Source organism: Frateuria sp. GZRR35 (assembly GCF_051900415.1).
Lineage (GTDB): Bacteria > Pseudomonadota > Gammaproteobacteria > Xanthomonadales > Rhodanobacteraceae > Frateuria_A.
This window is the reverse complement of record NZ_JBHZGL010000001.1, coordinates 292,383-307,488: the sequence shown is the minus strand read 5'-3', so window position 1 is coordinate 307,488 and position 15,106 is coordinate 292,383. Positions and strand designations below refer to the sequence as shown.

Annotated in this window: 15 protein-coding genes; 5 read left to right on the top strand and 10 right to left on the bottom strand. The window is 69.5% G+C overall.

All coding sequences use genetic code 11. The features are described 5' to 3' along the window. The first annotated feature begins 138 nt into the window (after positions 1-138). Together ACFWZ3_RS01315 and ACFWZ3_RS01310 are read left to right on the top strand one after the other, a co-directional pair. Positions 139-1,308, top strand: a complete 1,170-nt coding sequence (locus ACFWZ3_RS01315) for a murein hydrolase activator EnvC family protein (RefSeq protein WP_439705978.1) — start codon at positions 139-141, stop codon at positions 1,306-1,308. A gap of 86 nt (positions 1,309-1,394) precedes the next feature. Next, a complete protein-coding gene (locus tag ACFWZ3_RS01310; protein WP_439705977.1) occupies positions 1,395-2,738 on the top strand; it encodes a S41 family peptidase in 1,344 nt (447 codons plus the stop codon). A 367-nt stretch (positions 2,739-3,105) separates the two neighbouring features. On the opposite strand, the gene tatC is transcribed toward ACFWZ3_RS01310, so the two are convergent. The 4 genes from tatC to ACFWZ3_RS01290 form a co-directional block, all read right to left on the bottom strand. After that, complete coding sequence (gene tatC / locus ACFWZ3_RS01305; protein ID WP_439705976.1) at positions 3,106-3,861, bottom strand: twin-arginine translocase subunit TatC; 756 nt, start codon at positions 3,859-3,861, stop codon at positions 3,106-3,108. Then, on the bottom strand, positions 3,848-4,294 hold the full coding sequence (tatB, locus tag ACFWZ3_RS01300; RefSeq protein ID WP_439705975.1) for a Sec-independent protein translocase protein TatB: 447 nt from the start codon (positions 4,292-4,294) through the stop codon (positions 3,848-3,850). Before tatB ends, tatC begins: the two co-directional genes overlap by 14 nt. 18 nt (positions 4,295-4,312) lie before the next feature. Beyond that, entirely contained in the window at positions 4,313-4,558 is a 246-nt protein-coding gene (gene tatA, locus ACFWZ3_RS01295; protein WP_439705974.1) for a twin-arginine translocase TatA/TatE family subunit, read from the bottom strand. Positions 4,559-4,624: 66 nt separating this feature from the next. Beyond that, positions 4,625-5,311, bottom strand: a complete 687-nt coding sequence (locus ACFWZ3_RS01290; protein ID WP_439705973.1) for a lipid-binding SYLF domain-containing protein — start codon at positions 5,309-5,311, stop codon at positions 4,625-4,627. A 101-nt stretch (positions 5,312-5,412) separates the two neighbouring features. Between ACFWZ3_RS01290 and hemH the strand changes: the two genes are divergently transcribed. After that, on the top strand, positions 5,413-6,456 hold the full coding sequence (gene hemH / locus ACFWZ3_RS01285; protein WP_439705972.1) for a ferrochelatase: 1,044 nt from the start codon (positions 5,413-5,415) through the stop codon (positions 6,454-6,456). 161 nt (positions 6,457-6,617) lie between these two features. On the opposite strand, the gene ACFWZ3_RS01280 is transcribed toward hemH, so the two are convergent. The 3 genes from ACFWZ3_RS01280 to ACFWZ3_RS01270 all read right to left on the bottom strand — a co-directional run bounded on the left by ACFWZ3_RS01280 (position 6,618) and on the right by ACFWZ3_RS01270 (position 10,558). Further along, positions 6,618-7,049 (bottom strand): VanZ family protein, encoded by a 432-nt coding sequence (locus tag ACFWZ3_RS01280; RefSeq protein ID WP_439705971.1) that lies wholly within the window; start codon positions 7,047-7,049, stop codon positions 6,618-6,620. Beyond that, positions 7,046-8,239 carry a class I SAM-dependent methyltransferase gene (locus ACFWZ3_RS01275; RefSeq protein WP_439705970.1) on the bottom strand — a complete coding sequence of 398 codons (1,194 nt, stop codon included), beginning with the start codon at positions 8,237-8,239 and terminating at the stop codon, positions 7,046-7,048. Before ACFWZ3_RS01275 ends, ACFWZ3_RS01280 begins: the two co-directional genes overlap by 4 nt. Positions 8,240-8,419: 180 nt before the next feature. Continuing rightward, positions 8,420-10,558: a TonB-dependent receptor gene (locus ACFWZ3_RS01270; protein WP_439705969.1), complete on the bottom strand. Its 2,139-nt coding sequence runs from the start codon at positions 10,556-10,558 to the stop codon at positions 8,420-8,422. Between the two features lie 150 nt (positions 10,559-10,708). Between ACFWZ3_RS01270 and ACFWZ3_RS01265 the strand changes: the two genes are divergently transcribed. Continuing rightward, a complete protein-coding gene (locus ACFWZ3_RS01265) occupies positions 10,709-11,389 on the top strand; it encodes a hypothetical protein (RefSeq protein ID WP_439705968.1) in 681 nt (226 codons plus the stop codon). A 31-nt stretch (positions 11,390-11,420) separates the two neighbouring features. After that, positions 11,421-12,167, top strand: coding sequence for a pteridine reductase (locus ACFWZ3_RS01260; RefSeq protein WP_439705967.1), 747 nt, complete (start codon positions 11,421-11,423; stop codon positions 12,165-12,167). Positions 12,168-12,264: 97 nt separating this feature from the next. On the opposite strand, the gene ACFWZ3_RS01255 is transcribed toward ACFWZ3_RS01260, so the two are convergent. From ACFWZ3_RS01255 to ACFWZ3_RS01245, 3 genes are all read right to left on the bottom strand, one after another. Beyond that, complete coding sequence (locus ACFWZ3_RS01255) at positions 12,265-13,119, bottom strand: DUF6159 family protein (RefSeq protein ID WP_439705966.1); 855 nt, start codon at positions 13,117-13,119, stop codon at positions 12,265-12,267. 221 nt (positions 13,120-13,340) lie between these two features. After that, entirely contained in the window at positions 13,341-13,823 is a 483-nt protein-coding gene (gene folK / locus ACFWZ3_RS01250) for a 2-amino-4-hydroxy-6-hydroxymethyldihydropteridine diphosphokinase (protein WP_439705965.1), read from the bottom strand. A gap of 3 nt (positions 13,824-13,826) precedes the next feature. Further along, positions 13,827-15,077 carry a mechanosensitive ion channel family protein gene (locus ACFWZ3_RS01245; protein ID WP_439705964.1) on the bottom strand — a complete coding sequence of 417 codons (1,251 nt, stop codon included), beginning with the start codon at positions 15,075-15,077 and terminating at the stop codon, positions 13,827-13,829. Between the last annotated feature and the right edge of the window lie 29 nt (positions 15,078-15,106).

Genomic DNA, 15,106 nt, shown 5'->3' with positions numbered 1-15,106 from the left:
CGGCCATGGTAGCGGCCGCCCGTGCAGGCGCTGTCGCCGGTGGCGTAGGGTGGGCTTCAGCCCACCGCTCGTCCGGCACCAGAGCTGGTGCCCTACGCCCGCCCTACGACGCGTCCGCTTCGGGGATAATCGGTCCCCATGCGCCGACCCACCCTTCGTGCCCTCCTGCTGATCTTCATCGCACTGACCGCCACCGTGCCGGCCATCGCGCAGGACGCCTCCCTGCACAAGCAGGCCCAGGCCAAACAGCAACTGGCCGAACTGCGCAGCAAGATGGAAGCGCTGGCCCGCGAGCAGGCAAAGACCGCCGCCCGCCGCGACAGCGCCAACGCCGAACTGGCGCGCCAGGCCAGCGCACTGGCCGAGGCCGCCCGCGCACTGCGCGAGGCCGACACCGCACTGGCGGCCAAGCAACAGGAACTGGAGCAGCTGCAACAGCAGCGCAGCGACCTGGAACAGCGCCTGGCCGGCCAGCGCGCGGCCATCGCCGACCTGCTGCGCGCCACCTACACGCTCGGCCGCGGCACCGACCTGCGTCTGCTGCTGGGCGACCAGGACCTGGCGCAGATCGCCCGCGCGTTGGCCTACTCGAAGTATTTCCAGCAGGACCGCGCCGCGCGCGTGGCCGATCTGATGAACGAGCTCGGCCGGCTGCAGCAACTGGAGGCCGACATCACCGCCGAACAACAGGCCCTGGCCGCCACCCGCGCCGAGCGCGCGGACAAGGCCCAGGCACTCACCGCGCAGCGCGCCGCGCAGCAGAAGCTGGTCGCCCAGGCCAACGCCAAGTACAAGGACGAGGGCCAGCGCCTGGCCGCGATGAAACAGAACGCACAGTCGCTGGACCACCTGGTCGACAAGCTGCAGCGCGCGATCGACGAGGCCGCCCGCGAGGCGGCGCGCAGCGAGCGTGCCAGCCCTGCGGCGCCCAACCGTGCCGGCGGCAAGGCGGACATCCGCGGCAACCTGCCCTGGCCCGCGTCCGGCGCGGTGGCCAACTATGGCAACGGTGTGCTGATCAAGGCCGAGGGCGGCAGCGAAGTGCATGCGGTGGCGCGCGGCCGGGTGGTCTACGCGGCCTTCCTGCGCGGTTACGGCCTGCTGGTGATCCTCAACCATGGCGATGGCTGGCTGAGCATGTACGGCAACAACGAAAGCGTGCTGCACAACGTCGGCGACCAGGTCGAGGCGGGCGAGGCGATCGGCACCGCCAGCCCGACCACCGGCCTCAACACCGGCGTGTATTTCGAACTGCGTCACAAGAACAAGCCGGTCGACCCGCGCGGCTGGCTGGCCAAGCGCCGTTGACGCCCCCTGCGGCGCACCGCAGGCTAACTTTGGAACGACCACGCTGCCGCGCGGTCGAAATCCGCCGGATACCCAGGAGTCTTCGCATGCATCCGATCCCCCGTGCCCTGGCCTGCGCCGTGACCGCCGCGCTGGCGTTCGCGCCGCTGCATGCACAGCAGGCGCCGGCCAGCGCCGCGAGCTCGGCGGCGCCGGCCAAGGCCGCCAGCGCACCCGAGCCGGTCGACCTGGACGACGTGCGCAACTTCAGCCGCGTGTACGAAGTGGTTCGCCAGGCCTACGTCGAGCCGGTCGACAACAAGACGCTGATGAAGGCCGCGATCAGCGGCATGCTGAGCGGACTGGACCCGCACAGTGAATACCTGGACAAGCAGGGCCTGCAGCAGCTTTCCGAGGACACCACCGGCCAGTACAGCGGCCTGGGCATCGAGGTGCTGGAGGTGGACGGCACGCTGCGCATCATCGCCCCGATCGACGACACCCCGGCTGCGCGCGCCGGCATCAAGCCCGGGGACACCATCGTCAAGATCAACGGCAAGCTGGTCGATCCGGAAAACGTGGACGACATGTTCAAGCTGCTGCGCGGCGACCCGGGCAGCAAGGTCACGCTATCGATCCTCCACGAGAACAGCGACCAGCCGATCGACATGCACCTGGTGCGCGAGCAGATCTCGGTGACCAGCGTGAAGCTGCGCGAGCTGCAGCCCGGCTACGCCTACATCCGCATCAGCCAGTTCCAGGAAGACACCGCCGACGACCTGGAGCGCAAGTTCGCCGCGTACGTGACCAAGCACGGCCAGCCCAAGGGCGCCGTGCTCGACCTGCGCTCCAACCCCGGCGGCCTGCTCACCTCGGCGGTGGCGGTCAGCGACGACTTCCTGGACGCAGGCGGCATCGTCAGCACGCGCGGTCGGCTGGCCGACGCCAACATGAAATTCGACGCGCACCCGGGCGATCTGTTGCAGGGTGCGCCGATAGTGCTGCTGGCCGACAACGGCACCGCCTCGGCGGCGGAGATTGTCGCCGGCGCGCTCAAGGACAACCATCGTGCGCTGATCGTGGGCCGGCGCACCTTTGGCAAGGGCGTGGTGCAGACCGTGCTGCCGCTGGATGCCGACCACGCGGTCAAGCTCACCACCGCCCGCTACTACACGCCCAACGGCACCTCGATCCAGGCCGAAGGCATCAAGCCGGACATTGCGCTCGCCGAGCTCACCGTCAATCAGGCTGACAGCCAACCGGAGCTGATCAACTCGGAGGCCGACCTCAAGCACCACCTGGCCAACGAAAACACCGCCGCCGCGCAGGACATCGACAACGACGGCAGCGCGGAGAACGCCAAGCTGGCGACCCAGGACTACACGCTGGCGCAGGCGTTGAACATCCTCAAGGGACTGGCGCTGGGGCATCGCGCGGACACCGTGAAGTAGCGCTTCCACCGTGCGGCTTGCTCCCTCACCTCCGGAGAGCGGCCCGGACTGAGGGGGACAAGGCTTGCGGGGAATGCGGCGGGCCGGGCCTTTGCCGCGAAGAGCAACCGCTCCATGCAACCGCCGGGCGAGCCCCGGCCCCTCACCCCAACCCTCTCCCCGGTGGGGAGAGGGAGTCGGAAGCCGCAAGGTAGCGCCGCCCTCGCGATGAGCCAAAGGCCGTCGAAGCACGCCGTTCCACTGCAACCGTGCGGCGCTTTGCTCCCTCTCCCCACCGGGGAGAGGGCTGGGGTGAGGGGACAAGGCTTGCGGGAAAATCCAGCGAGCCGTGCTGTCGAATCCTCTCCCCGCAGGGAGAGAGCGCGCGCTACTCGGAAGCCTCGCGCGGCTTGACCAGCCAGCGCACGGCCAGCACGCCCAACTCGTAGAGCAGGCACATCGGCACGGCCAGCATGATCATCGAGGTGATATCCGGCGGCGTGATCACCGCGGCGATGGCGAACGCGCCCACGATGGCGTAGCGGCGCACGGCGCGCAGCTTGGCGACATCGACCACGCCCACCGCGGCCAGGATCACCACCGCCACCGGGACCTCGAAGCACAGGCCGAAGGCGAAGAACATCAGCATCACGAAGTCCAGGTAATGCGTGATGTCGGTCATCATCTCCACGCCCACGGGCGTGACCGCGGTGAGGAAGCGGAACGCCGCCGGCAGCACCAGGAAATAGGCGAACGCGCAGCCGACGTAGAACAGCACCAGCGCCGCCAGCAGCAGCGGCCGTGCCAGGCGTTTCTCGTGCTTGTACAGACCCGGGCTGACGAACGCCCACAGCTGGTAGAGGATCACCGGCATGCTGATGAACAGCGCGGTGTAGAAGGCGAGCTTGAGCGGCGTGATGAACGGACTGGCCACCTCGGTCGCGATCAGGTGCGCGCCCTGCGGCAGGTGCGCCACCAGCGGCGCGGCCAGCAGCGTGTAGAGCCGGTTGGCGAAAGGAATCAGCGCCAGCAGTACGAGCAACACCATCGCGCACGCCTTGAGCAGGCGCGAGCGCAGTTCGATCAGGTGGGAAAACAGGCCCTGCTGCAGGTCGACCTGCGGCTCGGGCTCAGGCGATGCCATGCGGAGGTTCCTTCACCGGCGCGTGCTTGGGATCGTCGGCGAACAGGTCGCCGGTAAGCGTGTCGCGTTCGGGTGCGGGTTCGTCGGCCTCGTCTGCCATCTCGCTGGCCAACCGCGCCTCCGGCTCGGGCTCGGGCGACGCCGGTGCAGGTGCCGCCGCCACCGAGCCGACCGCCTCGCGCACGTCGCGGGCAGTGGCGTTCATCTGCGCCTGCGCGGCCTCGGCGCGCGCGGCGGCCTCGCGCGCAGTGCGCTTGATTTCCTCGACCTCCAGCTCGCGCTCGACCTCGGCGCGCACGCTGTCCCAGGTGTTGCGCACGCGGCGCACCAGCGCGCCGGCGGTGCGTGCCGCACCGGGAAGCTTTTCAGGGCCGAGCACCAGCAGCGCAATAAGCGCCAGCAGCAGCATCTTGCCGAAGCTGATCTCGATCATCGTCGCGCCACCGCGCGCTTACTTGGTTTCGCTGGTGTCGCGCGCCTTGCTGGCGGTGGCGTCCGAGGCAGGCGGATCGGCGCGCAGCTGTTCCTGCGCCTTGCGCTTGGCCTCCTCTTCGTCCTCGTCGCCCTGCATGGCCTTCTTGAAGCCACGCACGGCGTTGCCCAGATCCGGGCCCATCTTCGCCAGCTTGCCGGTGCCGAAGATCACCAGCACCACGATGAGCAGGATGATCCAATGCCAAAAACTGTCCAGACCCATGACTTCAAACCTCTGACGGACTGTGCCGAAAACCGTTGTGTTGCAGGCGCTATGCCAGCAACGGGATCAACGCACAGTGTACTCCTCAAGCTGGTCGCGGAAGTCCACGACCGGGCCCGGCACGTTGCTGACACCACCTTCGAAGATGCGGCGCGGCGTAATGCCGGGGCCGTAGATCGCCTCGTTGGCGTCGTAGTCGATGCGCAGCACCGAGCCGTCCAGCGCCACGCCGGCGAACAGCCCGCGCGAGCGCGAGTAGGAGTAGATCTCCGCCTTCATCTGCGCGTCCGTGGCGGCGCTGGCGGTGCGACCCACCGGGCCGGCGGCGGCGGCCGCATCGGCACCGACGGTGAACTTGCCGTTGACGATCGAATCGACCCCGCGCTGGGTGCGGAACACCAGCACCACGTCGGTGGAGGACACGCCCGCCTGGAATCCCACGCTGCCGCCGGTCAGGGTGATGAAGCTGGGGTTGGACCAGGTGCCGTCCGGACTGCGCACCGAGATCAGCCCCTCGCCGCGACGGCCGCCGAAGATGAAGCCGGCCTTGACCATGTCGGGGATCACGGCAATCGCCTTGGCGTTCCCGAGCAGGTCCTTCGGGATCGCCTTGTCCGGCGCCTGCATGACCTCGTGCAGCACGCGCACCGCGTTCTGCGCGCGCACCAGCGGCGGATCCTCGGCATGGGCGGCCATCGACGGCAGCAACAGGGCCAGCGCAACCAGCGAGCAACGACGCAATGCCTTGAACATGGGTGACTCCTTCCAAGGGAATGGGGGTGCGGCACCGCGCCAGGCGGTCGGTCGGACGGCTTGTGGCAGACTCCACCGCCTGCCTGCCACCGATGCCTTCGATGCCACAGCGCGACCACTATACCGGCCCTTCAGACCACGCCCCTGACCGGAACGTTCAGGCAGGCGCGCGCGCGACGGGCGTGCTGCTGGTCAACCTGGGCACACCGGAGGCGCCGACCGCGCGCGCGCTCCGGCCCTACCTGGCCCAGTTCCTCTCCGACCGCCGCGTGATCGACTACCCGCGCTGGAAGTGGTGGCCGATCCTGCAGGTCATCCTGGCGATCCGCCCGCGTCGCTCGGCGCACGCCTACGCGCGGATATGGACCGAGGCCGGCTCGCCGCTGCGCGTGCTGAGCGAGGCGCTCGCCACGGCGTTGCAGGCCGAACTGGGCGAGCAGGCGCGCGTCGCACTGGCGATGCGCTACGGGGCGCCATCGGTGGCCGGGACGATCGCCGAGCTGCAGGCCGCCGGCGTGCGCCGGCTGCTGGTGTTGCCGCTGTATCCGCAGTATTCGGCGACCTCCACCGGCTCGGTGATCGACGCAGTCGCCGATGCGCTCAAGCACCTGCGCTGGCCGCCGGAGCTGCGGCTGGTCAACGACTACCACGACGACCCGACCCACATCGAGGCGCTGGCTGCCCGTATCGAGCGCTGGTGGGAGGCCAACGGCCGCGGCGAGAAGCTGCTGCTTTCCTTCCACGGCATTCCGGAGCGCTACGTGCGCCTGGGCGATCCGTACCTGGCGCAGTGCCAGGCCACCGCCGCGCGGCTGCGCGCGCGGCTGGGCCTGGACGAGAGCCGGTTGCTGCTGAGTTTCCAGTCGCGCGTGGGCCGCGAGACGTGGCTGCAGCCGTATACCGATGCCACCGTGCGCCGGTTGGCTGAAGAAGGCGTCACGCGGCTGGACGTGGCCTGTCCCGGCTTTGCCGTGGACTGCCTGGAGACGCTGGAGGAGATCGCCATGCAGAACCGCGATTTCTTCCTTGAAGCCGGCGGGCAGGACCTGCGCTACATCCCCGCGCTCAACGACTCGCCCGAACAGGTGGCAAGCCTGGCGGCAATCGTCCGCCGGCAAGCGCAGGGGTGGCCGGGCTTTCCGTAGTACTCGACACGCCACCTATCGAGCCTTCCCCCGCGACCGCGGGGGAAGGTGCCGACAGGCGGATGGGGCGCTCTTGGGCGGGACGCACGGTCGAGCCCTTCGCAAGGCCTCCCCCATCCGCCCTCCGGGCACCTTCCCCGTGAACGGGGGAAGGATGTGCGTTACCGGCGTGTCTGTTGCAGGCCAAGCACGCGCTCGACGCCCGCCAGCACACCGGCCAGCGGCGTGCGCAGCAAAAGCGCGCCCAATCCTAGACCCATGGCATCGGCGGCCAGATCCCACACGCTCGCATCCTTGGGGTTGTGCGGCCACTGCGCCAGCTCGATCAACAGGCCGAACAGCAGGCAGGCGGCGGCCACGCCCAGGCGGGGGCGCGGCCGGTGGTAGAGGTTGCCCCACCAGCCCATCAACGCGGCAAAGGCGAGCATGTGCAGCAGCTTGTCGCCCGCGGGCAGGGCCAGCGCCATCGCCGTGAGGTGGCGCGTCGCCGGCAGCAGCGCGATGGCCGCCACGGCGACCATCAGCAGCACGCCCAGCACCGCCCAGCCACGCCGCCAGCGCAACGGCGTCGTGTCCTGCGCCAGCGCGTTCACAGCCGTCCGCCCTGGTCGGCGGCGAGCAGTTCGGCGGCCAGCGGCAGCGCCGGCAGTCCGCGCGCGAACAGCATCGCCTGGAAGCGCTCGCCCATCTGCTCGGGCAAGGTCAGCCGGCGTACCTGTTGCGCCAGGCGCTGGCGGGCGAGGTCGTCGCCGGCCTGCGCATAGGCCTGCTCGAAGGCCGCCTGCAGCCCGCTGGCGAGCAGGAACTGCGCCTGCGGCAGGTAGGCCGCGACACCGAACCCCGCGCTGTTGCCGGCTTCGGCCAGCGCGGTGAAATCCACCGAGGCGGTGAGGTCGTTCAAGCCCGGCAAGTGCAGCGGATCGGCGTGCGCATGGTGGCGGTAATGGGCCATCAGCGTGCCGTCGGTGCGCTCGGGCAAATAGAACTCGCGGCGCACGTAACCGTAGTCGATGAACAGCATCAGCCCCGCCTCCAGCGTGCCGGCCACCGCCTGCACCCAGTACGGCAGTTGCGGCAGCACTTCGGATCGGTAGCCGTCCTCGAAGGACTGGCCCAGGTCGCGTTCCAGATGACGCACGGCGCCGGCGACCAGCGCGTCGGCCGGACGGTCGGTGCGCATCAGCCGGCCTTCGCCATCGAGCGTGACGTGTTCCTCGTAGACCTCGCCCGCGCGCAGCGTGAAGCGCGTGGTCGGCAGCGCGTCGACCACCTCGTTGGCGAACAACACGCCGCGCCAGTTCTCTTCCGGCGGGCGATCAAGCCAGCTCACGCGTGCGTTGAGCTCCGCCGGCAGCGCGGCGGCAAGTCGATCGCGCTGGCGCTCGCGCAGGTCGGCGCTCGGCTCCAGGATCAGGTAACGGTGCGGCAGCGTGCCGGCGTCGGCCAAGGCATGCAGCACGGCTTCGGCGAAGGCGCCGCTGCCGCCACCCAGTTCGAGGAAGTCGGCCTGGTCACCCAACATCGCCAGTACCGGCTGCACCGCGTTGGCCACGCACTGCGCGAACAGGCCGCCCAGTTCCGGCGCAGTGACGAAGTCGCCGGCCTCGCCGAACTTGGTCTTGCCGGCGCTGTAGTAGCCCAGGCCGGGCGCGTACAGGCAGCGCTCCATGTACTGGGCGAACGGCATCGGTCCGTGCGAGGCGATCTGCTCGCGCAGGAGCTGCAGCAGGCGATCGGAATGGACGCGCTCGTCGGGGCCGGGATCGGGGAGTCGTGAGGCCATGGGCATCGGGGTATCGGTGCAAAAGATGCACAGGGTAGCCGATGGGATGTGGGGAGCCTGTCGGGGGTTTTCCGCTTGGGGACAGGCGCCCCTCACCGCAACGCACTTCCCCGGCGAGACCGGGGGAGTGCGTACATCGCGCAAGCTTGCCGCGCTCCTGCGAAGGGCGGACGCCTTTGCTCAGAAGTCCTTCTGCAGACTCAGGTAGACACCGCGCCGGGGCGCGAATTGCGGCGCGCCCACGCCGATGCCGCTGCCGTCGCGCAGCTCGTAGCTGCGGTCCAGCGCGTTGATCACCGCCAGCTGGGTGTGCAGGTCGCCAAAGCGGCCCACGGTGAAATCGTGTGCCACGCTCAGGTTGAGCTGGAAGTACGCCGGCATGTGATCGCCGTTGGGCACCGCACCGTCCCGCCGCAGGCCGCTGCCGAACAGGTAGTCCGCCCCGACCCGGGTGCGCTCATCCAGTGCGTAGCTGATGCCGCCGGAAGAGGCCAGCGTCTGGTCGTGGTCGAGGTGGATGTAGTGCTGGGCGACGTAGGCCAGGTCGTCCGGATCGAAGTTGTACTGGCTGGTGATGATGCCCTTGCCGATCGCCTTGCTCGCCGCGAGGTTGAAGTACGCCGAGACCGGTCCGGCGCTGTAGTCGGCGGTCAATTCCAGTCCCTTGACCCGGCCCTGGGCGAGGTTGAAGGTCGAGTAGACCAGCGCCGAGCCGAACTGGCCCTCGTCCTGCAGGCGGTCGACCTTGCGGTAGTAGGCGTCCACGCCCAGCGTCCACGGGCCCAGCATCTGCTGCACGCCGGCGTCGAAGTAGTCCGAGCGCTCGGCCAGCGGCGTGTTGTTGCCCAGGTCCGGCACCGCGTTGGTGGTGCCGTCGAAGCGGGCGATGTTCTCGCTGGTGATCATCTCGGTGGCCGGCGGCGTGAAGTAGCGCGCATAGCCGGCGTGCACCACCGTGTTGCCGGTGGCCTGCCAGACCAGTCCGACGCGCGGGCTCAGCTGGCTTTCGGTGCGCTGCAACTGGTAGCGGTCGCCGCGCAGGCCCAGGTTGAGGGTCCAGGCTTCGCCGAGGCTCCACTCGTCCTGCACGTACGCGGACCAGGTCTTGGCGGTAAGGCGGCCGGCGTCGAGGATCTCCAGCGGCGTGGTGCTGGTCTGCGCCCCCTCCTCGTCGGCCGGGAACACCCACGCGTCGTTGCTGCTGCCGGCGCGCTCGAAGCTGCCGTAGAGGCCGTAGCGCAGCGTGTGGGCGTCACCCAGCGGTGTGGCAAAGTCCGCCTGCAGCGTACTGGCGCGGTTGCTGCGCGCGACGGTCGAGGCGACGCCGTTGAACATCAGCTCGCCAGCCCGGTCGGGCGTGTAGTCCACGTCGGTGTAGCGCTGGCCGAGCGACACCTGATAGTCGGTGTGGCTCAGCTTGCCCTGCAGCGCGAGCACGCCGAAGCGCGTGTTTTCCCGCTGGCGGGCGTCGAGCAGGGAAGAATCGAACGTGGTGCGATCGAGATAGCCGAACTGCGGCTGCTGGCCGGGTACGTTGGGGATCTCGAAGCGGTTGTTCGCCGTGCCGAACAGGAAGCTCAGCCGCGTGTCGGTATCGATCAGGTAGCTCAGGTCGCCGAAGCTCTTGAGCTGGTTCGTGTGGTCATGGATCGGCTTGCGGCTGGCGGTCGGGTTCTCGATGCCGGCATCGCTTTGGAGGTAACTGGCGGTGAAGAAGCCGCTCCAACGGCCACTGCTGCCCCACAGCGCGACGTTCGGATTGAGCGTGCCAAACGAGCCGCCGGTAACGCCCACGCTGCCGCCGTTGCCGAGCTGATGGCCACTCCTGGTGGTGATGTCGACCACCGCCGCGGTGCGCAGCCCGTACTGCGCCGGCAGCGCGCCGTCGAGCAGCTTCATGCTCTGGATCGTGCGCGCGTCCAGCGTCTGACCGAAGCCGGAAATCGACTCGGGAATGATCACCCCGTTGATGCGGTACTGCAGGTTGCCGTGATCGCCACGCACATGCAGACCGCCGTAGGAGTCCTGCACCACGCCCGGTGCCTGCAGCAGCACCTGGTTGACCGGCGTGGCGGCGCCCAGCGGCAACTGCGCGATGGCCTGCTGGTCGATGACGTACTGGCTGGAGCCGGTGTCGGGCGAGAGTGCGTTGCGCGACACGTCCAGCGCCGCGCTGACGTCGATCGTGCCCAGTTCGCGCACCTGCTGCGGGGCCGGCGGCGCCTTGGCGTCGTCGCTGGTGGCATCTGCCGGTGCGGCGGCGGCGAAGGCGGGGCTCAAGGCGCAGGCGAGGCTCAAGGCAAGCAGCGTACGGGGCATCGACAGTGTTCCGGGAAGGGTGACCAGTGATGTTATAACGTAACAACAACGACGACCATCCGCCCTGGGCCGAAAGTCACGCCCGAGCGCGACGCATGCACCATTCACGGCCCTTCCCAGACACTGGGCGCCCCGTTCGCAGGAGCCACCATGGCCGATTCACCGATCCAGGTTCCCGCCGTGCCCGCGCCGATCGAGCACAACCGCATCGCCGCCGCGATCCTCGATTTCGCCAGCCAGATTCCCGCCAGCCATGTGCACCGGGGCCTGCACCCGGAAGCGAAGGCGCGGGAAGTGGCCTCGCAGGCGGCGCGCAAGGCGGCGCTTACCGCCGGCTCGCTGGCGCTGCCGCCCGGACCACTTGGCTGGCTCACGGTGCTGCCGGAGCTGGTGGCGATCTGGCGCATCCAGGCGCAGATGGTCAGCGACATCGCGGCCGCCTTCGGGCAGCACGCCAGCCTCGGCCGCGAGCAGATGCTGTGGTGCCTGTTCCGCCATACCGCGGCGCAGGCGTTCCGCGACCTGGTGGTGCGCATGGGCGACCGGCTGCTGTTCCGCCAGCTCTCGGCGACGGTCGCCGAGCGCGTGGCCAGGCGGATCGGCGTGAGCCTGTCGCAACGCGCGGTCGGTGCCGGCGTTTCGCGCTGGCTGCCGGTGATCGGCGCCGCCGGCGTGGGCGCCTACGCCTGGTACGACACCCGCAGCGTGGCGCGCACGGCGATCGAGCTGTTCGGCAGCGGCAGCCTCGTGCGCACCGAGCCGCTGGTTGTGCCGGACGAGGTGATCGAACCGGACGACACCATCGAACCGGACGATTCCTCTTCGCAGTGACGCCTCGCGCGCTTTGCGGCAAGCTCGCCCCATGAGCCCCCAGCATCCCCGTCCCGTCGCGCTGGTCACCGGCGGCGCCCGCCGCGTTGGCGCCAGCATCGCCCGCACACTGCACGCGGCCGGCTACGACCTTGCCCTGCACTACCGGCACTCGGCCGACGAGGCCGCCACCCTGCTGGCGGAACTGGAGCACGCGCGCACCGGCAGCACGCTGGCGGTGCAGGCCGACCTCGCCGCAGTCGACCACCTGCCCACGCTGGTGGACCAGGTGCTGGCCCGTTTCGGGCAGCTCGACGCGCTGGTCAACAACGCCTCGGCGTTCTTCCCCACGCCAGTCGGCAGCGCCACGCCGGCGCAGTGGGATGAGCTGTTCGCGTCCAACGCCCGCGCGCCGTTCTTCCTGGCCCAGGCGGCATGGCCGGCGCTGCGCGAGGCGCGCGGGGCGATCGTCAACCTGGTCGACATCTACGCCGAGCGCGCACTGGCCGACCATCCGATCTACGTGATGGCCAAGGCCGCGCTGGCCGCCATGACGCGCACGCTGGCGCAGGACATGGCACCTGACGTGCGCGTCAATGGCGTCGCCCCGGGTGCGGTGTTGTGGCCGTCCGACGGCAAGGACTACGACGACCGCGCCGCGATGCTGGCGCGCACTCCGCTCCAGCGTGCAGGCACACCGGAGGACGTCGCTTCCGCCGTGCTGTGGCTGTTGCGCGATGCCCCGTTCGTCACCGGCCAGATCATCCGCGTGGACGGCGGGCGCACGCTGGCGGTCTAGCGCCGCTGTCGCTTTCGTAGGAGCCCACCTGTGGCGATGCTTTTCCTGGCGCCAGATGGGAGAGCATCGCCCGCAGGCGGGCTCCTGCGAGGAGTCGCTATTTCTTCGGGCGGAAGGCGCCCTGCAGCAGGGCCGGCTCGAAGCCCGCGCCGCTCTCGCCGGCCTCGGCATAGCGGAACAGCGCGGCCGCATAGATGCCCTGCAGCGAGGCCTGCACCAGGCTCAGCAACACCAGCGCCACAACCACCACGACCACGGCCACCACCACCGCCGGCATCGAGTGCAGCGCAAAGGCGCCACCGATCAGCAGCGCGCCCAGCAGCACGGCCAGGAACGTCATCAACCCGAACGCGGCGCCCAGGCCCACGTTGCCGATCAGGTTCTCGCCCCAGGTGCGCTTGAGCAGTTCGACGCTGCGCTTGACCGCATCGACCGGGCCCACCGCCTGGCTCGCCAGCACCGGCACCACCAGGAACGTCGCGACCGTCCACGCCAGGCCGAGCAGTCCGACGACCAGCCTGCCGATCAGGCCCAACCGCTCCTGCAGCGCGCGCAGGAACAGGCCCACCGTGGCGGCGATCAGCGCATAGCCCAGGATGCTGGCCCAGCGCGAACCGGCCAGGGCGAGGCCGTCGGACAGGCTGGTCGGCTCGCCGCGCAGGTGGCGCAGCGCGCACCCGGCCAGCGCGGTGTTGAAGAACACGATCACGAAGTACTGCACCAGGTAGAAGGCGAACATCAGCAGCCAGGTGGCCGCGGACCAATGCTCGCGATCGAGCGTGCGGCCATCGCTGGCGATCGCCGCCAACGCCACCGGCACGAGGAAGCTCGCCGCCACCACCAGCGAACACAACCCGGACAGCAGCGGAAAGGCCAGCAATGCCTTGTCCGACCGCAGCACCGCGGCGCTCGCCTTCATCAGTCCCCAACTGCGCGCAAACTTGCCGGCCATGCGATTCCCCCTATCGATCCGTGAATACCGGGCGCCTTTCTAGCACCCGCTCCGCGGTAACGACAGTGACCCACGTGTTTCGAGAGGTTCCGGCGCCCTTGTAGGAGCGCACCCTGTGCGCGACCGCGATCCGGCACCTGCGGCGCTTGCGCAGGACCAGGCTGCGCGGTCGCGCACAGGGTGCACTCCTACAGGGGTGTTTGGCCGGATGCCGGCATTGCCTACAGCGACAGCAGCTCCAGCGGTTCGCTGTCGTGCGGAAAAGCCGCCCACAGCTCGGCCATGCTGCGCCCGTCCAGCGGGTGGCGCAGGCCGGGTGCGATGTCGGCCAGGGGTTTCAACACGAAGGCGTGGCGCAGTTCCTTGCGCGGGATCTGCAGGTGCCCGGGACCGTCGAGCACGCGCTGGTCGTAGAGCACGATGTCCACGTCCAGCGTGCGGTCCGAATAGCGGGGCACGTCGCGGCGGCGGCCGTGGCGGTCTTCCAGCGCATGCAGCCAGTCGTTCAGCGCCTCGGGTGCCAGCTCGGTCTCCAGCGCCACCGCGAGGTTGACGAAATCGCTACCCTCGAAGCCGACGGCGCGGCTGCGGTAGGCCGGCGACACGTCGATCGCGCCGAAGCGCGCGCGCAGTTCGTCCAGCGCCGCGCGCAGGTGGCGCTCGGGTTCGAGGTTGGAGCCCAGGCTGAGGTAGGCGCGCCCCATCGCTCAGGCTCCGGCCAGCGCGCGGGCACGCACGGGCGATGCCAGCGCCGTGCGCACGTCCTGGCCCGAGGGTTGCTGGTAGAGCGCCAGGCCGAACTCGGGCAGCAGCGCGAACAGGTGCTCGAAGATGTCCGCCTGAATGCCTTCGTATTCGGCCCATGCCGTCGTGGCGGTGAAGCAGTACAGCTCCAGCGGGATGCCCTGCGCGCCGCTGTCGAGCTGGCGCACGATGCAGCTCAGGCCATGGTGGATGCACGAATGGGTGTCCAGGTAGGCCTGCACGTAAGCGCGGAAGGTGCCCAGGTTGGTCAGCCGGCGACGGTTGGCCGGCAGCGCGGCGGCCTCGCCCAGCGCCTGGTTCCACTGGGCCACGTCGCGCGACTTCGCCGGCAGGTAATCGGCCAGCAGGCGCAGCCGGGCCAGCCGTGCGAGTTGCGCCTCGTCCAGGAAATGCACGCTCGCCGCGTCGATGTGCAGCGCGCGCTTGATCCGCCGTCCGCCGGTCTCCTGCATCCCGCGCCAGTTCTTGTAGGGCTCGGACATCAGCCGCCAGCTCGGGATGCTGGTGACGGTGTTGTCCCAGTTGCGCACCTTGATCGTGTGCAAGGCGATGTCGATCACGTCGCCGTCGGCATGGAGCTGCGGCATCTCGATCCAGTCGCCGACCCGCAGCAGGTCGTTGGACGACAGCTGCACGCCGGCAACGAAGCCCAGGATCGTGTCCTTGAAGATCAGCATCAGCACCGCAGACATCGCGCCCAAACCCGACAGCAGCAGGCCCACCTGCTTGCCGGTCACCGCCGCGATCACCACCAGCGCGCCGACCAAGTACAGGCCCAGCTTGGTCAGCTGCACCGCGCCCTTGATCGAGCGCTGCTGTCCGGCGGGCGTCTGCCGGTAAACGTCTTCGGTTGCCGACAGCGCAGCATTGAGCGCCATCACCACGCACAACACCACCAACGCCAGCATGGCCTTGGCCACCGCGGCCTCGGCCGCGTCGGGTACACCGGGTACCAGCGCGATGCCATAGGAAAGCGCGAGCGGCGGCACCAGCCGTGCCAGCCAGCGAAAGGCACCGTGCTGCAGCAGCGCATCGTCCCAATGCCACGCGGTGCGCCTGGCCAGGCCCCGCACCAGCCGCAGCAGCAGGCGCCGGCACAGCTCGCCGGCCAGCCACGCCAGCAACAACACGGCCAGCACGCCCAGCAGGGTGCGCATCCAGGGAAGATCGAACAGTTCGGACAGGGGAGGCATGCGGTCTCCTTTCGGGGCCGGTCGCGCGC